Genomic DNA, 18,601 nt, shown 5'->3' on the forward strand with positions numbered 1-18,601 from the left:
TTTGCCGATGTCGATACCGAGAAGCGTCATCGTATTCATGAGAGATCCTCCGTCCGAAAACGAGAAAAGCCCTGCAAGCGTAAACCTGCAGGGCTTCTCGGTCAGGCTGACCATCTCATTAGCCCCGCAGGGCGAGCCGTGCGGGGCTTTTGCTGTAGCCTGGAGGCTTACAGGCCGGCGGCGGAACGCAGGGCGTCGGCGCGGTCGGTTTTTTCCCAGGTGAAGGTGGTGAAGGTGTCTTCGCCCACGGTCTTGGTTTCCGGAGTACGACCGAAGTGGCCGTAAGCAGCGGTTTCCTGGTACATCGGGTGCAGCAGCTCGAGCATGGTGGTGATCGCGTATGGACGCAGGTCGAACACTTCGCGGACCAGTTTGATGATCTTGTCATCGCTGATCTTGCCGGTGCCGAAGGTGTTCAACGAGATCGAAGTCGGCTGAGCGACGCCGATGGCGTAGGAAACCTGAATCTCGCAACGCTCGGCCAGGCCAGCTGCCACGATGTTCTTGGCCACATAGCGACCCGCGTAGGCGGCCGAACGGTCAACCTTCGATGGATCCTTGCCGGAGAACGCGCCGCCACCGTGACGGGCCATGCCGCCGTAGGTGTCAACGATGATCTTGCGGCCGGTCAGGCCGCAGTCGCCCACCGGGCCACCAATGATGAACTGGCCGGTCGGGTTGATGTGGAACTGGGTGTCCTTGTGCAGCAGTTCGGCAGGCAGTACGTGCTTGACGATCAGCTCCATCACGCCTTCGCGCAGGTCCTTGTACGACACTTCCGGGTTGTGCTGGGTCGACAGAACGACGGCGTCGATACCCACCACCTTGCCGTTTTCATAGCGGCAGGTGACCTGGGACTTGGCGTCCGGACGCAACCAGGGCAGCAGGCCGGATTTACGGGCTTCGGCCTGGCGCTGCACCAGTTGGTGCGAGAAGGTGATCGGGGCCGGCATCAGCACGTCGGTTTCGTTGCTGGCGTAGCCGAACATCAGGCCCTGGTCGCCGGCACCCTGATCTTCAGGCTTGGCACGGTCGACGCCCTGGTTGATGTCGGGGGACTGCTTGCCGATGATGTTCATCACGCCGCAGGTCGCGCCGTCGAAACCGACGTCGGAGCTGTTGTAGCCGATGTCGGTGATGACGTCACGAACGATCTGCTCCAGGTCAACCCAGGCCGAGGTGGTGACTTCGCCGGCGATGATCGCCACGCCCGTTTTCACCAGAGTCTCGCACGCCACACGGGCGAACTTGTCTTCAGCAATGATGGCGTCCAGCACCGCATCAGAAATCTGGTCGGCGATTTTGTCCGGATGCCCTTCAGACACGGACTCGGAGGTGAAAAGGGAGTATTCGCTCATCTCGATGTTTTCCTGATATTTACCGATGGTGAGTGTCGCCAGCCGGTCGCTGAAAATGGCGGACCTGAATCTGGAAACCATTACGTAAGCCTACATAGAGGCTTTCCCCGGGAACGAGTCCCGCAGCGGTGGCCCAACGGGCCAGATCGTCCTGTTCAAACCCCAACCAAAGATCACCGCAGGCCTCCCTGGCCCAACTTTGGTTGTGACTGCATAACTCTGTCACTAACAGGCTACCGCCTGGTTGCAGCAAGCCGGCCATCTGCTTGAGCGCATCGGCGGGTGCGGCGAAATGGTGCAAGACCATGTTCAGTACAACGCAATCGGCCGCCAGGCTCACGCCATTTAATGCATCGGCCAATTGAAGGCTGACATTGGTCAGCGTTTCACGCTCGCAGACCTGACGCGCCAGTTCGAGCATGGCCGGGCTGTTGTCGAGGGCCGTGACCTGGGTGAAGCGTCGTGCAAGCTCCGGCAGAAAACTGCCGTCGCCAGGGCCGACTTCGATGGCGGTGGCCGCTTCGTTGAAACTCAGTTTGTCGAGCAATGCCAGTACGCTCTCGCGGTACTGTGGCAGGCCAGCGATCAAGTCTTGCTGGGCACGAAATTTTTCCGCAACCCGTGAGAAAAAGTCCTGGCTGGCGGCAGCCCGCTGCCCGTGGACCTGACTGATCCGCGATTGCACATCGCCGGGCAAGGTCAGGTTGTCCACTTCTTCAAGCAAGGCAGCGTGCAGCTTGCCTCCGAGCAACTCGGTGTGGGGCAGGGCGCGACGGTAGAAAATCGCGTTGCCTTCACGGCGGGTTGCCACCAGGTCGGCCTGGGCCAGCACCTTGAGGTGGTGGCTCATGCCCGATTGGCCGGTTGCAAAGATCTGCGCCAGTTCCAGTACGCCAAACGAGTCGTTGGCCAGGGCGCGCAATACATTCAGCCGCAACGGATCGCCGCCGGCCTTGCACAGGGCCGCCAGCTCGTCGCAATCGTCGTGGCGAATGGAAGGCACGCGTAAATTCATAAGGCTGGCAGTCTAGTCACGCGTCGAAAGCACCGCAAGGTCAATATCAAAAAGTTTTGATATTGCTCGATAGATGGCACTTCCCAGGCCGGACCTTACTCTACAAACGAAACGCGGAAAGGTTTCACCTGACCAATACGCAGATATCCACAGGAAAAACCTGCCATATCGACTATCTGTCATTGCCCCGAGGCTGTCCGCTGAGGGAAAATGCTCGCCTTTTTTCCGTTCCGTTTTATTCACTCTCGATTCAGAATCCGCAGGAGATCAGCGATGCCCAGCCGTCGTGAGCGTGCCAACGCCATTCGTGCACTCAGCATGGATGCCGTGCAAAAAGCCAACAGCGGCCATCCCGGTGCCCCTATGGGTATGGCGGATATCGCCGAAGTACTTTGGCGTGACTACCTCAAGCACAACCCGAGCAATCCATCCTTCGCCGACCGTGACCGCTTCGTGCTGTCCAACGGTCACGGCTCGATGTTGATCTACTCGCTGCTGCACCTGACTGGCTACGACCTGTCGATCGATGACCTGAAAAGCTTCCGCCAATTGCACAGCCGCACCCCGGGCCACCCGGAACTCGGCTACACCCCGGGCGTTGAAACCACCACTGGCCCACTGGGCCAGGGCCTGGCGAACGCGGTGGGCTTTGCCCTGGCCGAGAAAGTGCTGGCGGCACAGTTCAACCGTCCTGGCCACAACATTGTTGATCACCACACCTACGTGTTCCTGGGTGATGGCTGCATGATGGAAGGCATTTCCCACGAAGTCAGCTCCCTGGCCGGCACTTTGGGCCTGGGCAAACTGATTGCCTTCTACGATGACAACGGCATCTCCATCGACGGCGAAGTCGAAGGCTGGTTCACCGATGACACCCCGAAGCGCTTCGAATCCTACAACTGGCTAGTGATCCGCAACGTTGACGGTCACGACCCGGAAGAGATCAAGATCGCCATCGAAACTGCACGCAAAAGCGAGCAACCGACGCTGATCTGCTGCAAGACCACCATCGGCTTCGGTTCGCCGAACAAGCAAGGCAAGGAAGACTGCCACGGCGCCCCACTGGGTGACGCGGAAATCGCCCTGACCCGCGCTGCACTGAAGTGGAATCACGGTCCGTTCGAAGTTCCGGCCGACATCTACGCCGAATGGGACGCCAAGGAAGCGGGTGCTGCCGCCGAAGCCGAGTGGGACCAGCGTTTTGCTGCTTACTCCGCCGAATTCCCTCAACTGGCCAATGAACTGGTTCGTCGTCTGAGCGGTGATCTGCCGGCCGACTTCTCCGAAAAAGCTTCGGCCTATATCGCTGAAGTCGCTGCCAAAGGCGAAACCATCGCCAGCCGTAAAGCCAGCCAGAACGCCCTGAACGCGTTCGGCCCGCTGCTGCCTGAGTTCCTCGGCGGTTCGGCTGACCTGGCCGGTTCCAACCTGACCCTGTGGAAAGGTTGCAAAGGCGTCACGGCTGAAGATGCCAGCGGCAACTACATGTACTACGGCGTGCGCGAGTTCGGCATGACCGCCATCATGAACGGCGTTGCCCTGCACGGCGGCCTGGTGCCTTACGGCGCGACCTTCCTGATGTTCATGGAATACGCCCGCAACGCAGTGCGCATGTCCGCCCTGATGAAGCAGCGTGTGATCCACGTCTACACCCACGACTCCATCGGTCTGGGCGAAGACGGCCCGACGCACCAGCCAATCGAGCAGTTGGCCAGCTTGCGCTGCACGCCGAACCTCGACACCTGGCGTCCAGCCGATGCGGTTGAATCGGCAGTGGCCTGGAAGTGCGCGCTGGAGCGTAAAGACGGTCCTTCGGCCCTGATCTTCTCGCGTCAGAACCTGCAGCACCAAACCCGTGATGCGGTGCAGATCGAACTGATCAACCGTGGTGGTTACGTGCTCAAGGATTGCGCAGGCGAGCCTGAACTGATCCTGATCGCTACCGGTTCGGAAGTCGGCCTGGCTGTTCAAGCCTTCGACAAACTGACCGAACAGGGCCGCAAGGTGCGCGTGGTTTCCATGCCTTGCACCAGCGTGTTCGATGCTCAGGACGCGGGCTACAAGCAATCGGTCCTGCCGTTGCAGGTCAGCGCCCGTATCGCCATCGAGGCCGCCCACGCGGACTACTGGTACAAGTACGTGGGCCTGGAAGGCCGCGTCATCGGCATGACCACCTACGGCGAGTCGGCGCCTGCGCCAGCCTTGTTCGAAGAGTTCGGCTTCACCCTGGAAAACATCCTGGGTCAGGCTGAAGAGCTGCTGGAAGACTAAGCACGACGCGGTGGTTTCATGACCACCGCAATCCCCTTGTAGGAGCGAGCGTGCTCGCGAAAAACGTGAGGGCAACGCGATTATCCAGATAGCACGCGTTATCGTTAACGTTCATCGCGAGCACGCTCGCTCCTACAGGGGGGGGGGCGTTGCACAAAAGAATTTCGTCTGGCTGCGTATTATCGAGAACCCCATGCCTCAACCGCGTCCCTACAAAGTTGCACTCAACGGCTACGGCCGGATTGGTCGTTGCGTCTTGCGTGCGTTGTTTGAGCGAGGCTCGGCGGCTGGGTTTGAAATTGTCGCGATCAACGATCTGGCCGACATGGCCAGCATCGAGTACCTGACACGCTTCGACTCCACCCACGGCCGGTTTCCCGGCGAGGTCAAGGTCGATGGCGATTGTCTGCATATTAATGGCGACTGCGTGAAGGTCCTGCGCAGTGCCACTCCCGAAGGCATCGATTGGGCGTCCCTTGACGTCGATCTGGTGCTCGAATGTTCCGGTGCCTACAACACCCGTGCCGATGGCCAGCGGTTTCTCGATGCGGGTGCGCCGCGAGTGCTGTTTTCCCAGCCGATGGCCAGCGAGGCGGATGTCGACGCCACTATCGTCTATGGCGTCAACCAGGATTGCCTGACCGGCGATGAGCTGCTGGTGTCCAACGCCTCCTGCACCACCAACTGCGGCGTGCCGTTGTTGCGCTTGCTGGATCAGGCCTTTGGCCTGGACTACGTGTCGATCACCACCATCCACTCGGCGATGAACGACCAGCCGGTGATCGATGCCTATCACCACGAAGACCTGCGCCGCACCCGTTCGGCGTTCCAGTCGGTGATCCCGGTGTCCACTGGTCTGGCGAGAGGCATCGAGCGCCTGTTGCCGGAACTTGCCGGACGAATTCAGGCCAAAGCCGTACGCGTGCCGACGGTCAATGTGTCTTGCCTGGACATCACCCTGCAGACCATGACCGATACTGACGCTACCGAGGTCAACCGGATCTTGCGCGAGGCGGCCACCCGCGGCCCGCTCAAGGGCCTGCTGGCTTACACCGAGCTGCCTCACGCCAGTTGTGATTTTAACCATGACCCGCATTCGGCGATCGTCGATGCCAGTCAGACCCGTGTTTCCGGCCCAAGGCTGGTGAACGTGCTGGCCTGGTTCGACAACGAATGGGGGTTTGCCAACCGAATGCTGGATGTTGCAGAACACTATCTGCAAACAGCGATTAAACAACCTGCTCTCTAAAAAGAGCTAACAGGAAGTGCGACCCATGACCGTGTTGAAGATGACCGACCTCGATCTGCAAGGTAAGCGCGTATTGATCCGCGAAGACCTCAACGTCCCAGTCAAGGACGGTGTAGTCACCAGCGATGCGCGTATCCTGGCCTCGCTGCCGACCATCAAGCTGGCCCTGGAAAAAGGCGCGGCCGTGATGGTCTGCTCGCACCTGGGCCGTCCGACCGAAGGCGAGTTCTCGGCCGAGAACAGCCTGGCGCCAGTCGCCGCTTACCTGAGCAAGGCCTTGGGCCGCGAAGTGCCGCTGGTGGCTGACTACCTGGGTGGCGTCGACGTGAAAGCGGGCGACATCGTGCTGTTCGAAAACGTGCGCTTCAACAAGGGCGAGAAAAAGAACGCCGACGAACTGGCCCAGCAATACGCCGCCCTGTGCGACGTGTTCGTGATGGACGCCTTCGGTACCGCTCACCGTGCCGAGGGTTCGACCCACGGCGTGGCCAAGTTCGCCAAAGTCGCCGCGGCGGGTCCGTTGCTGGCAGCCGAACTGGATGCACTGGGCAAGGCCCTGGGTGCCCCTGCCCAGCCGATGGCCGCCATCGTTGCCGGCTCCAAGGTCTCGACCAAACTCGACGTGCTCAACAGCCTGAGCCAGATCTGCGACCAGCTGATCGTGGGCGGCGGTATCGCCAACACCTTCCTGGCCGCTGCCGGTCACCCGGTGGGCAAATCCCTGTACGAGCCGGACCTGCTGGACACCGCCCGCGCCATCGCCGCCAAAGTCAGCGTACCGCTGCCGGTCGACGTAGTGGTTGCCAAGGAATTCGCTGAAAGCGCCACCGCTACCGTCAAGCTGATCGCTGACGTGGCAGAAGACGACATGATCCTGGACATCGGTCCACAAACCGCCGCGCAGTTCGCTGAGCTGCTGAAGTCGTCGAACACCATCCTCTGGAACGGTCCGGTCGGCGTGTTCGAATTCGACCAGTTCGGCAACGGCACCAAGGTCCTGGCCCAGGCCATCGCCGACAGTTCGGCGTTCTCCATTGCCGGCGGTGGCGACACCCTGGCGGCCATCGATAAATATGGCGTTGCCGAGCAGATCTCCTACATTTCTACCGGTGGCGGCGCGTTCCTCGAGTTCGTCGAAGGCAAGGTGTTGCCCGCCGTTGAAGTCCTGGAAAGCCGGGCAAAGGCCTAAGGGCCACCCGTTGGCCAGGCAAAGGAGTGTGGACATGGTCAAGACGTTAGCGATGTTGATCGCGGCGGGTGTACTGGCCGGCTGTGGGAGTAGTCCCACGGCCGCGCCGGAGCCGGGTGCCGGTGCGCCGGAAAAAGGCTGCTACCAGGCCGACTGGCAGGCGGAAACCAACCCCGTGCTCAACAAGCGTTCCGGGCCTGATGGCCTGGATAAATACGAGACGCACACACCCGCCAGGGAACAGGGTTGTCCTTGACAGGTCTGATTCAACAACGCCCAGTGCTATCGGCGTATGCCGCCAGCCGAGGAAGATGGATGAAAGGCTTGATCGCCGTGGCGTGCCTGGCAGTACTTGCCGGTTGCGCCAATTTGAACCCGTTTGCGTCGTCTGCTTCTGCGCAATCGGACAGTTGGACCCACTGGGTCTGTGACAGTCAGGCACCCGTGCACTGGCGCTACACCGACACCACGCGCAGCGCCGTTGATGTACGGCTTGGCGATGATCAGGTTCACCGCTTGAAGCTCGACCCAGCAGGCTCTGGTTCGCTGTACAGCGACGACCAGTTGGCGTTTCACGTCAAAGGTGAGGAAGGCCTGGTGTACTGGGTCGCCACCAATGATCTGATCGGTCGCGGTTGTAAGGCGCAGTAACAGGATTGAATAGACTCACAGCGATTCAGATGCGGCAGCGGGCAAGCCCTCTCCCACAGAGTCCTGTGCAGCACTTGAGATTGAAGCAGTACCGAATTCGCAGGCCGGCCTTTACCCCCGATCTGCAATAACTTGAATAGCAGCCGCCGCTACGGCAGGCTTGCACGATTAACGACCCTCAACCGGGAGAGACACACACAATGGCACTTATCAGCATGCGCCAGATGCTGGACCACGCAGCCGAATTCGGCTACGGCGTTCCAGCCTTCAACGTCAACAACCTTGAGCAGATGCGCGCCATCATGGAAGCCGCTGACAAGACTGACTCTCCGGTGATCGTCCAGGCTTCGGCTGGCGCCCGCAAGTACGCGGGTGCGCCATTCCTGCGCCACCTGATCCTGGCGGCGATCGAAGAATTCCCGCACATCCCGGTGTGCATGCACCAGGACCACGGCACCAGCCCTGACGTCTGCCAACGCTCCATCCAGCTGGGCTTCAGCTCGGTGATGATGGACGGCTCCCTGGGTGAAGACGGCAAGACGCCGACCGACTACGACTACAACGTCCGTGTGACCCAGCAAACCGTTGCCCTGGCTCACGCCTGCGGCGTATCGGTAGAAGGCGAGCTGGGCTGCCTGGGTTCGCTGGAAACCGGCATGGCCGGTGAAGAGGACGGCATCGGCGCCGAAGGCGTTCTGGATCACAGCCAAATGCTGACCGACCCGGAAGAAGCGGCTGACTTCGTCAAGCGCACCCAGGTCGATGCCTTGGCCATCGCCATCGGCACCAGCCACGGCGCCTACAAGTTCACCAAGCCACCGACCGGCGACGTGCTGGCTATCGACCGCATCAAGGAAATCCACAAGCGCATCCCCAACACCCACTTGGTGATGCACGGTTCTTCCTCGGTTCCGCAAGAGTGGCTGGCGATCATCAACCAGTACGGCGGCGACATCAAGGAAACCTACGGCGTGCCGGTTGAAGAAATCGTCGAAGGCATCAAGCACGGCGTGCGCAAGGTCAACATCGACACCGACCTGCGCCTGGCATCCACCGGCGCAATGCGTCGCCTGATGGCCAGCAACCCGAGCGAGTTCGACCCGCGTAAATTCTTCGGCGCCACCGTGACCGCCATGCGTGACGTGTGCATCGCGCGTTACGAAGCCTTCGGTACTGCCGGCAACGCTTCGAAGATCAAGCCGATCTCCCTGGAAGCGATGTACCAGCGTTACCTGAAAGGTGAGCTGAACGCCAAGGTCAACTAAGCCTTTAGCGTTAAGTCGTACTAACAAAAAAACGCCGAGAGGCGTTTTTTTGTTGGGATAAATTAAATGTAGCCTGCGAGATAAAAACTACCCAAAAGTCAGGGTAAATGGTGCCGCCGCTTGCTCAATGGCACTGACCACATGAGGCGCCTGTTCTCGATGCTGGGGATAACGCTCAAGCACCACTTCAAGCGCAGCAAGCAATCGCTGGATGCGCTCCTTGGGCTGCTCGACCTCACAAGTGCGCGCAAATTCCAGTAATCCTTGCCGCGAGGAAAACATTGACTTGTTACCCGCCAGGTCCAGCGCCAAAACATCCTCCGGAATATAGGCCGTGGTATTGACGATGTCGTAAGCCGGCGCCAGGCGCGCGTCGCGTTGCGTCGGCTCGGAATAGAGCAAGCCGAAGTTCTTCAAATGAGCGTCGCCATTCCCGACAATGCAACTCAGGGCCACGCTATCGAAAAGTTGATCGAGGGAAGAGCGCTGATGTTTTGCCGGGCAGAACACACGAACCGCCTTGGCGATGGCTGCATAACTCTTGCTGTACTTCTGGTCGGCCGAAAGCCCCATCAACACCGCCATGTCCTCAAAGCCAATCGGGTTGAGCTGGGCGTCGCGGTCAAAGCGACGCATGACAAACAGCTTGGCATTATCGGAGAGGTAAAACGGCGGAACGGGAATGCCCGCTTCTTTCGCAATGGACATGCAAAGGAACTCGTTGATCGCCAGACCGGGAAATTCGTCTCGGCCACTTTTGATGATCAGGTCCGAGGTTTTCGACGTCACTTGTGGTAACCCGGCTTCCTGTTGTTCCGGCACCAGCACTTTGGGTTGAACACCTGAAATGCCTGACCGCAGGATGTAGCGATCAAGAAGGCCAGCGAAGATATCTTCCGTGCCGTCCCACGTCAGAATCTCTTCGAGTTTTTCTCCCGGAAAGTGTTGCTCCCCCAGTAAGGCGTCAACCGCATCAGAGCGCACCTGAACTCTTCCGATGGGCGAAGTGCTACCGGAAAGCGCCAAGAGCAGCATCGGGTCGACATTGACGATTTTAGCCAGGCGATTACGCAGTTGCTCCAGTACATAGCCTTCCGGCAAGTTCATCTGAAAAATAGGATGCAGCTCACGCCGACGAAACTCGTCAGGTCGTACGGGCATCGACAAGCTGATTGCCATGCCAGGCAATGCATCTTCGTGATAGCGGAAAGTGAAACCCTCGGCACGGGTGAGAATCCTGCCGCTATTCCCCTCTGGAGTGCTGACTTTGAGAGAGGTCATTTTCATTCGAACAAATCCCCAAGCTCTTCAAGGGTTGGCATAGCGGCCGGCACGACAGTGAGCTCACAATCCAGAGCGCCCAGGATGCGCGCATAAGCGATCATGCCGACGGAAAGGGTGCCCTTCTCTACAGCAATGACTTTATGTCGTGTCAGCCCCGCGAGTTCAGCAAGCTGTGCTTGCGTCAGGCCACGGCTCACACGTTTTTCGCGTAACTGGTTGCCAAGGCGGGCGATCAGCAGAAAATAATCCATGTTCTGTTACCGTGACATTTATAGATGAATGTAACGTATACACAACTCCATGGCGATAGCTTATGTTTGGGTGCACTCAGGTTTGATCGTGATCAATATCCAGCTTGCTGAACGTCACTTTCCCGCCTTCGCTGGTGTAGCCGGTGTTGTCCTGCACATAGACCCCGGCCTTGAAGTACAGCGGCTTGTTGCTCCAGGTGGCGCTGATCTGGGTATCCCATGAGTAGCCGGCGGCGCTGATGCCCAGGGCTCCGCCGGGGCTGAGATGGATCAGGTAGGAGAATTCCCGGTCGAGTTTGACCCCGGTGGCGATGGTGATGACCCGACCCACATCGTCGTCCGGGCGCATGCGCACCTTGGCCACGATGTTGCCGGTCGAGGTGCTGGTCTTGTACTGGTATTCGACTTTCACCATCGGCTTCTGGCTGTTGTAGGCGTGAATCTGGCCGATGACGATCTTGCCCGAACTCGGCACCTGATTGACCGCCAGGGTGGCGCGTAGCGAGTTGTCGGCGTCAGGGTAGAGCCAGTTGTGCAGCGTACCGTTGCTGTAGGTTTCGCGCAGTTCAGTGCGGGGGTAGATCGCATTTTCGGTGCGCGAGCCGGTGACCGGTGTCCAGAAGAACAGGGTGCCGGTATCGGAGTGGAAATATTGGTCCTTGTAACCGCTCACCAGTCGAGGGGTGTCGATGGTGGTCGGCGGGCTGCCGACGGGAATGCTGAGGTTCCAGGTTGCGAGATCGATCATCGTCAAAGCGTCCATGAATGCTGCTGGAACGGGCGTGCCAGAAGCTCTGGCCCGCACCTTAGAGGGCGGTCTTTATAAGCGCTGAGGAGAGCTTTGTTAATGTCCGTCCGGCGGGTTATTGGCGTCAGCGGTCTGTCGACTGCCGCCCTCATCGGTTTTCGTGGCCTGTAACAACGACCGTTAGTCGGGAGCCTGGAGTTTTGCCGAGTGATGGCGTATTGGTTTCTTCTGGTTTGGTTGATCCCGGTCTAGAGTGAAACCTGTCCGGTTTTCGGTATCCCGCTTGACGCCATAACAAGAGAAGCAGCATGGAATGCGCGCAACCCAAGCCAGCTGAAGGCCGCCCGGTTCTATTGATCGTCGATGATTACCCTGAAAATCTGATCAGCATGCGTGCGTTGTTGCAGCGCCAGGATTGGCAAGTGATGACGGCGGCTTCCGGTTTCGAAGCCCTGAACCTGTTGCTTGAGCACGAAGTCGATCTGGTGCTGCTGGATGTGCAGATGCCGGACATGGATGGTTTTGAAGTCGCCCGCCTGATGCGCGGCAGCCAGCGAACGCACCTGACACCGATCATTTTTCTCACCGCCAACGAGCAGTCCCAGGATGCCGTGATCAAGGGCTATGCCAATGGTGCGGTGGATTACCTGTTCAAACCCTTCGACCCGCAAATTCTCAAACCCAAGGTACAGGCCCTGCTTGAGCATCAGCGCAACCGCCGGGCGCTGCAGCGCTTGAGTCAGGACCTGGAAGCGGCCCGGGCCTTCAATGCGTCGGTGCTGGAAAATGCCGCCGAAGGCATTCTGGTGGTAGGCGAAGAAGGTCTGATCCGCTTTGCCAACCCGGCCATCTCGCGCTTGCTCAACGCGACGGTGGCTGATTTGCAAGGTTCAGAGCTCGTCGACTTCCTGCAAAAACCGCACATCCCGGTGTGGAATGATTCAGACATCTACAGCGGTTACCGCCGGGGCGAAACGTGGCGCGTGCATGATGCGATCCTGCGCACGGCACCCGGTCAGCAGGTGCCGGTAGCGCTCTCCTGTGCGCCACTGCCGCCTGAGCAGAAGGCCATGGTGGTGACGGTGCTCGACATGTCGGTGGTGCGTCACCTGCACCAGCAACTGGAGTTCCAGGCGGTTACCGACCCCTTGACCGGGTTGCTCAACCGACGCGGGTTCTACCAGGCCGTGGAAAACCTGCTGCCGCGCAGTGAGCGCTCCGGCAGCACCTGGGTGCTGTTGTACCTGGATCTGGACGGCTTCAAGCGGGTCAACGATTTGTTGGGACATGACGCGGGTGATCGCGTGCTGCGCTGGGTTTCCGAGCAGTTGAAGGCCTGCCTGCGGCCATTCGACATCCTGGCGCGGATGGGCGGGGATGAATTTACCGCGCTGCTTGACCTGGAGCTTCCCGAGCAAGCGGCGAAGATTGCCGAAAAACTCATTGAGCGGGTATCGATCTGTCAGCAGATCGAGGGCATGGATATGGCGTTGGGGGTGAGCATCGGGATCGCCACTTACCCTGACTGCGGGGCCAGTCTCGACGGATTATTGCGCGCTTCCGATATCGCCATGTACGAGGCCAAGCGAGCCGGGCGCCAGCAGTATCGGTTCTACGACCATGAAATGAACGGCCGGGCGCGGACGCGCCTGATGCTTGAAGAAAGCGTGCGCACGGCCATCGAAAACAAGGATTTCAGCCTGGTCTATCAACCCCAGGTGTCGATTGTCGACGGGCAAGTGCGCGGGTTTGAGGCGTTATTGCGCTGGCAGCACCCGAGTGTCGGCGATGTACCGCCGGGGTTGTTTTTGCCGCTGCTGGAGGAAGCGCGGTTGATCAGCCGCCTGGGCAGCTGGATTTATCATCGCAGCACCCGGCAGCGAAAAATCTGGGAAAACCTGTTTGCCGAAGATGTGGTGATTGCGGTCAGCCTGAGCAGTACCCAGTTTGGTATGCCCAGCCTCGCCACCGAGCTACGTCAGGTGTTGGCGCGTCACCAGCTGCAACCGGGGCAGCTGGAAGTGGAAATCACCGAGGAGGCCTTGATGCAAAACCTCGATGAGTCGCACAAACAGTTGCGCCTGCTGCGTCACCTGGGGGTACGGGTCGCGCTGGATGATTTTGGTTCCGGGGCGTGTTCCCTGGCCCATTTGCGGGACCTGGCACTGGACACGCTGAAGCTTGACCGACACCTGATCGCCCGCATTCTCGATTCTCCCCGGGACGCGGCACTGGCTCAAAGCGTGATCGGGTTATGCAAGCAATTCGGGATGCTGGTGATCGCCGAAGGGGTGGAGACCGTTGCGCAGTATCAGTGGCTGGAGGCCAACGGCTGCCAGTACGTGCAGGGTTTCCTGGTGGCCCGGCCGCTGATGGCCGAGGACGTCGCGGGCTTTGTACGGCCGTTTGACTGGAGCGCGCTGACGGCCTGAATTCGCTACACTGGCGCTCTTTCGTCACTCTGTTGTTGCCCCATGACCGCGCTCAAGTACCTCCAGGCTTACCCTGCCACACTGCAAGCACAGGTGCGTCAGTTGATCGATGAGGATCGACTGGGCGAGTACCTGAGCCAGCGTTACCCGGACAAGCACGCGATACAGAGTGACAAGGCGTTGTACAACTATGCCTTGGAACTGAAACAGGAATACCTGCGCAATGCCCCGGCCATCGATAAGGTGCTGTTCGATAACCGCCTGGACCTGACTCACCGTGCGCTCGGCCTGCACACGGCGATCTCCCGGGTGCAGGGTGGCAAGCTCAAGGCCAAGAAAGAAATCCGCATCGCCTCCTTGTTCAAGGACGCCGCCCCGCAATTCCTGAAGATGATCGTGGTCCACGAACTGGCGCATTTCAAAGAGTCCGACCACAACAAAGCCTTCTACAAGCTGTGCGAGCACATGCTGCCGGGTTATCACCAGCTGGAGTTTGATTTGCGGGTTTACCTGACGTGGCGGGACATGCAGTAACTATCGCAACAAGGAGTGTCTGGATGGACGTGAGCAAGACCAAGAGCAGCTTCTACCGCCGCTTGTACGTGGCGTACCTGATCGACAGCGGGCTGGCCAGCAGTGTCCCGGCGTTGACCGAGGTGACGGGCATGCCCCGGCGCACCGCCCAGGATACGATCGCGGCGCTGGCGGACCTGGACATCCTTTGCGAGTTCGAGCAGGAGGAGGGCGCGCGCAACCATGCCGGGCGCTATCGGATTCGTGAGTGGGGGGCGATTGATCCGCGCTGGATCGAGCAGCATCTGCGGCAGATCAAGGCGGTGTTGGGGTATCCCTGAGAGAGGTGGCGCCAGTGCTGACGCCTTCGTGGGCAAGCCCGCTCCCACAGTGATTGGATCGTTCCCACGCTCTGCGTGGGAATGTCGCCCGGGACGCTCTGCGTCCCTTCGCAGGTGTGACGCAGAGCGTCACAAGATGTATTCCCACGCAGAGCGTGGGAACGATCAGGCACCAGTATTGCCCCCACTACAGGGCCTTGCCTGACCTAAGGCCGACGCATGCCGATATGTGGAATGTCGTCTTCCAGATATTCCACGCCCGTCACGACAAAGCCGTAGCGGCCGTAGTAATCCTGCAAATGGGCCTGGGCCGACAGGTAGATCGGCGTGTCGGGCCAAAGCTTCCCGGCTTGTTTGAGCGCTTGCTCCATCAACTCATGCCCCAGGCCCTGGCCCCGTGCATCGGCGGCAATCACCACACGCCCGATGACCACGTCACCGCCCTGTGAGGTCGGGTCGAGCAAGCGCAGGTAGGCCACCAGCCGATCACCGTCCCAGGCCATCAAGTGGCAGGTGTCACTCTCCAGATCCTGTCCGTCCACTTCCTGATAGGCGCATTTCTGTTCAACGACAAACACCTGCGTGCGCAGTTGCAAGATGGCATAGAGCTGCTCTTTGCCCAGATCGCTGTGGTGTTTGCAGACCCAATCGACTGTCATTTTCCCGTCCTGTGAAAAGCCTGTTTCCGATACTAAGCGTCTGGGGGCGGGATGTCTTGCGTGCATGAAAATCTGTGACAAAGGCCAAAATGCCATCATTCATTTCTCGCGACCCCGTCATCTTTGTGTAATCTGGATTGGCGCGCTTTTCAGTGGCGATGATGAGCTACTGTTAAAGGCCGGGGTTGTGGCCGCCAGGCGGCATACGGGTTATCGAGTTCGGCTAAAAACACGCTGGGCTGTACGCCCGCTAAGGATTTTTTGGCATGCCGCGATTGCATCGAGCCTTTGCCTTGATTGGATTGCTGTTCCTGAGCCAGAGCGCCACAGCGGAAAAATTACGCCTGGTGGCTGACGCATGGCCGCCGTTCACCGACATCGCATTGGTCAATGGTGGGCTGGCAACCGACATCGTCAGTACCGCCCTGGCGCGGGCCGGTTATGCCAGTGAGTTCGAGCAGGTGCCGTGGGCCAGGGCGATGCTGGGTGTGGGGGACGGTCGTTACGATGTACTGGTCAATGCCTGGTACAACGATGAGCGCACTAAAATGGGGCAGTTCTCCGGCGAATACCTGCTCAATCGGATTCGTTTCATCAAGCGCAAAGACACACCCATCGAATACAACACCCTTCAGCAGTTGCACACTTATCCGATTGCCGTGGTTCGCGGGTATGCCTACTCACCCCAATTCGACGCTGATGCGGCGCTGCAAAAAGTGCCGGTGCACAACTTCCCCATGGCGGTGCGCATGCTCGCCGCCGATCGCGTGAAGCTGGCGCTGGAGGATGAGTATGTCGCTCGCTACTACCTGGCGCGCGAATCACCCAAGGTGCGTAATGCCGTGGAGTTCTTGCCGCGGGCTTTGAGCGAAAACAGCCTGCATATTTTGGTCAGCCTGAAAAATCCCGATCATGCGCAGATCGTCGCGGGTTTCGACCGTGAAATTGCCGGGATGAAGGCCGATGGCAGCTATGACCGATTGCTCAGGCAGCACGGGATGTAAGTTCGATAGCTACAAGCTACAAGCTACAAGCTACAAGCTACAAGCGGCCAGCGTGAGCACGGTGAACCGTTCTGCAGGCGTTGGCTTGCCAGCGACGCGGCCCTCACGCCTGGGGCGTGTCCTTGATCAAATGCGCGGCCAGCGTGCGTAGCGGCCCCAATTGCCGGCATATCAGCGCCAGTTGGGTCTGCACCAGGCGCTGTCCCTCATCGATCTCATCGGGCATCTGCTCGAGTTCGGCGGCCAGGGTTTCTTCGTCGTCACTCTGGATCGCAATCGGCAATTTGTTTGCCAGGCCCTGGGCGATGTCGTCGATGCTGGCGGCCAGGCTGGCGCCGGCACCGTTGATCAGTTGCTCCCGGACGTCATCCGGGAGCCGGGTTTCACGGTGCGCGCCGAGCCCCGAAAGGTAGCTGAGCAGGGTGTGGGACAGCACCAGGAAGCGGAAGCCCACGTCCGCCTCTTTGCGAAAGTGCCCCGGCTCCATGAGCATGTTGGCCAGGGTGGTCGACAGCGCGGCGTCGGCGTTATGGGCATTGCGGCGGGCCAGGCGGTAGGCCAGGTCATCGCGTTTGCCGGCGGCGTATTGCTGCATGATTTGCCGCAAGTAGATGCTGTTGCAGGTCAGGGTATTGGCCAGCACCTTGTTCAGCCGCCGGCCCTGCCAGTCCGGCAGGAACAGGAAGACGGCGAGCCCCGCGATCAGGCTGCCGAGCAAGGTATCGAACAGCCGTGGCAGGAACAGCCCGTAACCATCCCCCACCTGATTGAAGCAGAACAGCACCATCAGGGTGATGGCCGCCGTGGCCAGGGTGTAGCGCGTGGTGCGGTAGATAAAGAACACCACCCCGGCGGCGATGGCGAAACACGATTGCACCAGCGGATTGGGGAACAGGTCGAACAGCGCCCAGGCCACGGTCAGGCCAATGGCCGTGCCGATGATCCGCTGGCCGAGTTTGCGCCGCGTCGCGCCATAGTTCGGTTGGCAGACAAACAGTGTGGTGAGGATGATCCAGTAGCCCTGGGAGGGGTGGATCAAATGCACCATGCCGTAGCCGATGCTCAGGGCTAGAGGCAATCTCAGGGCGTGGCGGAACAGCAGCGAGGTGGGGGTCAGCTGCGTGCGCAGGCGTGTCCACACATCCTTGAGGTTGCGCGGCGAACGATCCAGCAGGCTGCTGTCGGTGGCATCCGCCAGGGCATCGGGGTTGCTGGCATCGCTGAGCAGGCGGTCGAGGGTGCCGAGGTTGGCCGCCAGTGCGCGCAATGAGCGCAGCAAGCCACGCCAGGCCGGGTTGCTCTGCACACGCAAGTGTTCCAGAGAAGCGTCCAGGTCGCTCAAGGCTTGCGCAAAGCTGGCGTCGTAGACGAACGGCTGGCGCATCTGGATCGACTCGGCCAGCGCCCGGCAGGCTTTGCCTTGCTGGCGCAGCAGGCGTTGGCAGCGGAACAGCACGTCACTGTGAAAGAACGCGTCGGTCAGGGCGTTGTAGGGATAGTGCGAAGAACTGGCGCGCTCGTGGATGTCCTGGGCAAGGAAATACAGCTTCAGGTAGCGACTGACCTTCGAACCTGGCCGACCGTTGCCGACCCGGTGCAGGATGATCTCCTTGGCGGCGTTCAGGGCGGCCACCACCCGACCGTTCTGCTGGGCCAACTCAAGGCGACGGGCTTCGACGTCCATCTGGCGGATCGGCTCGAACAGCGACGATTTGAGCTTGAGGTAAAACCCCAGTTCGCGAAACAGCCGCGCCAGGCTTTGCTGCACCGGCTGGTTGGAGAACAGTGCCTGCCACAGCACCGACAGCAAGCCGTACCAGGCGGCACCGGCGACCAGCAGCATCGGTTCATGCCAGAAATCGGTGACCGCGCCACCGCGCTGGTCCACGCCGATCATGGTATAGACCGACAGAATCAGGGTGGCCGAGGCAATCGCACCATAACGTTCGCCCAGTGCCCCGAGCATGGTCAGGCCAAAACTCGCCAGTGCCAGGGCAAACACGAAGATGTAGGGGTAGGGGAACAGCCACTCGACCGAGAACGCGGCAACGCTGAAGCACACCAGTGTCACTGCCAGCGCATTCAGGCGGCCCTGCCAGCTGTCATCGGTCTCGGCCAGGGCGCTGGCGATGATCCCCAGGAACAGCGGGATCAGCAGGCCCATCTCGTCCTGGTACCAACACAGCGCCATGCTGCCGGTCAGGGCGATGAACACCCGAACGCTGTAGCTGAACTTATCCAGTGCCCAAAGGCGACGCAGAGACTGACGAAACGAAGTCGATGACATGAAGTGCGAAGGCCTTCCGAGGCAATGACGCTAAATTGAGCCAGTAATGACGTCGACGCAATGGCGCCGATCACATCCGGCAGC

General features: G+C 60.0%; 17 protein-coding genes. 10 read left to right on the forward strand and 7 right to left on the reverse strand.

From position 1 onward, the window contains the following. Window positions 1–167: 167 nt before the first annotated feature. Entirely contained in the window at window positions 168–1,358 is a 1,191-nt protein-coding gene (gene metK, locus CKW29_RS19775; RefSeq protein WP_095081468.1) for a methionine adenosyltransferase, read from the reverse strand. A 19-nt stretch (window positions 1,359–1,377) separates the two neighbouring features. Further along, on the reverse strand, window positions 1,378–2,373 hold the full coding sequence (locus CKW29_RS19780) for a metalloregulator ArsR/SmtB family transcription factor (RefSeq protein WP_095081467.1): 996 nt from the start codon (window positions 2,371–2,373) through the stop codon (window positions 1,378–1,380). 273 nt (window positions 2,374–2,646) lie between these two features. Between CKW29_RS19780 and tkt the strand changes: the two genes are divergently transcribed. The 6 genes from tkt to fba all read left to right on the forward strand — a co-directional run bounded on the left by tkt (window position 2,647) and on the right by fba (window position 8,998). Beyond that, complete coding sequence (gene tkt / locus CKW29_RS19785; protein WP_095148945.1) at window positions 2,647–4,644, forward strand: transketolase; 1,998 nt, start codon at window positions 2,647–2,649, stop codon at window positions 4,642–4,644. 193 nt (window positions 4,645–4,837) lie between these two features. Further along, complete coding sequence (epd, locus tag CKW29_RS19790; RefSeq protein WP_095146143.1) at window positions 4,838–5,893, forward strand: erythrose-4-phosphate dehydrogenase; 1,056 nt, start codon at window positions 4,838–4,840, stop codon at window positions 5,891–5,893. A gap of 25 nt (window positions 5,894–5,918) precedes the next feature. Further along, window positions 5,919–7,082, forward strand: coding sequence for a phosphoglycerate kinase (locus tag CKW29_RS19795; protein ID WP_095146145.1), 1,164 nt, complete (start codon window positions 5,919–5,921; stop codon window positions 7,080–7,082). Between the two features lie 34 nt (window positions 7,083–7,116). Beyond that, window positions 7,117–7,338, forward strand: a complete 222-nt coding sequence (locus CKW29_RS19800) for a hypothetical protein (protein ID WP_095146147.1) — start codon at window positions 7,117–7,119, stop codon at window positions 7,336–7,338. A gap of 59 nt (window positions 7,339–7,397) precedes the next feature. Beyond that, complete coding sequence (locus CKW29_RS19805; protein ID WP_095146148.1) at window positions 7,398–7,733, forward strand: MliC family protein; 336 nt, start codon at window positions 7,398–7,400, stop codon at window positions 7,731–7,733. Window positions 7,734–7,933: 200 nt separating this feature from the next. Then, the gene (gene fba, locus CKW29_RS19810) at window positions 7,934–8,998 is read left to right on the forward strand and encodes a class II fructose-bisphosphate aldolase (RefSeq protein WP_095146150.1); all 1,065 of its coding nucleotides are present in this window, start codon (window positions 7,934–7,936) and stop codon (window positions 8,996–8,998) included. Between the two features lie 87 nt (window positions 8,999–9,085). Here fba and CKW29_RS19815 read toward each other — a convergent pair whose 3' ends face one another. The 3 genes from CKW29_RS19815 to CKW29_RS19825 all read right to left on the reverse strand — a co-directional run bounded on the left by CKW29_RS19815 (window position 9,086) and on the right by CKW29_RS19825 (window position 11,281). Then, a complete protein-coding gene (locus tag CKW29_RS19815; protein ID WP_095148946.1) occupies window positions 9,086–10,285 on the reverse strand; it encodes a type II toxin-antitoxin system HipA family toxin in 1,200 nt (399 codons plus the stop codon). Next, a complete protein-coding gene (locus CKW29_RS19820) occupies window positions 10,282–10,533 on the reverse strand; it encodes a helix-turn-helix transcriptional regulator (RefSeq protein ID WP_095146154.1) in 252 nt (83 codons plus the stop codon). Before CKW29_RS19820 ends, CKW29_RS19815 begins: the two co-directional genes overlap by 4 nt. Before the next feature lie 76 nt (window positions 10,534–10,609). Further along, on the reverse strand, window positions 10,610–11,281 hold the full coding sequence (locus CKW29_RS19825; RefSeq protein WP_095146156.1) for a polysaccharide lyase family 7 protein: 672 nt from the start codon (window positions 11,279–11,281) through the stop codon (window positions 10,610–10,612). 308 nt (window positions 11,282–11,589) lie between these two features. Between CKW29_RS19825 and CKW29_RS19830 the strand changes: the two genes are divergently transcribed. The 3 genes from CKW29_RS19830 to CKW29_RS19840 are packed head-to-tail and all read left to right on the forward strand — an operon-like array spanning window position 11,590 to window position 14,567. Further along, on the forward strand, window positions 11,590–13,713 hold the full coding sequence (locus CKW29_RS19830) for a bifunctional diguanylate cyclase/phosphodiesterase (protein WP_095148947.1): 2,124 nt from the start codon (window positions 11,590–11,592) through the stop codon (window positions 13,711–13,713). Window positions 13,714–13,755: 42 nt separating this feature from the next. Next, window positions 13,756–14,247, forward strand: coding sequence for a M48 family metallopeptidase (locus CKW29_RS19835; protein WP_095146160.1), 492 nt, complete (start codon window positions 13,756–13,758; stop codon window positions 14,245–14,247). 23 nt (window positions 14,248–14,270) lie between these two features. Beyond that, the gene (locus tag CKW29_RS19840; RefSeq protein WP_095146162.1) at window positions 14,271–14,567 is read left to right on the forward strand and encodes a helix-turn-helix domain-containing protein; all 297 of its coding nucleotides are present in this window, start codon (window positions 14,271–14,273) and stop codon (window positions 14,565–14,567) included. A 206-nt stretch (window positions 14,568–14,773) separates the two neighbouring features. On the opposite strand, the gene CKW29_RS19845 is transcribed toward CKW29_RS19840, so the two are convergent. After that, window positions 14,774–15,226 (reverse strand): GNAT family N-acetyltransferase, encoded by a 453-nt coding sequence (locus CKW29_RS19845; RefSeq protein WP_095147470.1) that lies wholly within the window; start codon window positions 15,224–15,226, stop codon window positions 14,774–14,776. Between the two features lie 266 nt (window positions 15,227–15,492). On the opposite strand from CKW29_RS19845, the gene CKW29_RS19850 reads away from it, so the two are divergent. Continuing rightward, complete coding sequence (locus CKW29_RS19850; protein WP_095147471.1) at window positions 15,493–16,230, forward strand: ABC transporter substrate-binding protein; 738 nt, start codon at window positions 15,493–15,495, stop codon at window positions 16,228–16,230. Between the two features lie 103 nt (window positions 16,231–16,333). Here CKW29_RS19850 and yccS read toward each other — a convergent pair whose 3' ends face one another. Then, complete coding sequence (gene yccS / locus CKW29_RS19855; RefSeq protein ID WP_095147472.1) at window positions 16,334–18,517, reverse strand: YccS family putative transporter; 2,184 nt, start codon at window positions 18,515–18,517, stop codon at window positions 16,334–16,336. Window positions 18,518–18,601: the final 84 nt, after the last annotated feature.

It is taken from the genome of Pseudomonas sp. Irchel s3a18 (assembly GCF_900187535.1).
Classification (GTDB): domain Bacteria; phylum Pseudomonadota; class Gammaproteobacteria; order Pseudomonadales; family Pseudomonadaceae; genus Aquipseudomonas.

What these genes read in the sequence shown, in the direction of transcription:
- metK (WP_095081468.1), bottom strand. Translation starts at nt 1,358, where the DNA reads ATGAGCGAATACTCCCTTTTCACCTCCGAGTCCGTGTCTGAAGGGCAT.
- CKW29_RS19780 (WP_095081467.1), bottom strand. Translation starts at nt 2,373, where the DNA reads ATGAATTTACGCGTGCCTTCCATTCGCCACGACGATTGCGACGAGCTG.
- tkt (WP_095148945.1), top strand. Translation starts at nt 2,647, where the DNA reads ATGCCCAGCCGTCGTGAGCGTGCCAACGCCATTCGTGCACTCAGCATG.
- epd (WP_095146143.1), top strand. Translation starts at nt 4,838, where the DNA reads ATGCCTCAACCGCGTCCCTACAAAGTTGCACTCAACGGCTACGGCCGG.
- CKW29_RS19795 (WP_095146145.1), top strand. Translation starts at nt 5,919, where the DNA reads ATGACCGTGTTGAAGATGACCGACCTCGATCTGCAAGGTAAGCGCGTA.
- CKW29_RS19800 (WP_095146147.1), top strand. Translation starts at nt 7,117, where the DNA reads ATGGTCAAGACGTTAGCGATGTTGATCGCGGCGGGTGTACTGGCCGGC.
- CKW29_RS19805 (WP_095146148.1), top strand. Translation starts at nt 7,398, where the DNA reads ATGAAAGGCTTGATCGCCGTGGCGTGCCTGGCAGTACTTGCCGGTTGC.
- fba (WP_095146150.1), top strand. Translation starts at nt 7,934, where the DNA reads ATGGCACTTATCAGCATGCGCCAGATGCTGGACCACGCAGCCGAATTC.
- CKW29_RS19815 (WP_095148946.1), bottom strand. Translation starts at nt 10,285, where the DNA reads ATGAAAATGACCTCTCTCAAAGTCAGCACTCCAGAGGGGAATAGCGGC.
- CKW29_RS19820 (WP_095146154.1), bottom strand. Translation starts at nt 10,533, where the DNA reads ATGGATTATTTTCTGCTGATCGCCCGCCTTGGCAACCAGTTACGCGAA.
- CKW29_RS19825 (WP_095146156.1), bottom strand. Translation starts at nt 11,281, where the DNA reads ATGATCGATCTCGCAACCTGGAACCTCAGCATTCCCGTCGGCAGCCCG.
- CKW29_RS19830 (WP_095148947.1), top strand. Translation starts at nt 11,590, where the DNA reads ATGGAATGCGCGCAACCCAAGCCAGCTGAAGGCCGCCCGGTTCTATTG.
- CKW29_RS19835 (WP_095146160.1), top strand. Translation starts at nt 13,756, where the DNA reads ATGACCGCGCTCAAGTACCTCCAGGCTTACCCTGCCACACTGCAAGCA.
- CKW29_RS19840 (WP_095146162.1), top strand. Translation starts at nt 14,271, where the DNA reads ATGGACGTGAGCAAGACCAAGAGCAGCTTCTACCGCCGCTTGTACGTG.
- CKW29_RS19845 (WP_095147470.1), bottom strand. Translation starts at nt 15,226, where the DNA reads ATGACAGTCGATTGGGTCTGCAAACACCACAGCGATCTGGGCAAAGAG.
- CKW29_RS19850 (WP_095147471.1), top strand. Translation starts at nt 15,493, where the DNA reads ATGCCGCGATTGCATCGAGCCTTTGCCTTGATTGGATTGCTGTTCCTG.
- yccS (WP_095147472.1), bottom strand. Translation starts at nt 18,517, where the DNA reads ATGTCATCGACTTCGTTTCGTCAGTCTCTGCGTCGCCTTTGGGCACTG.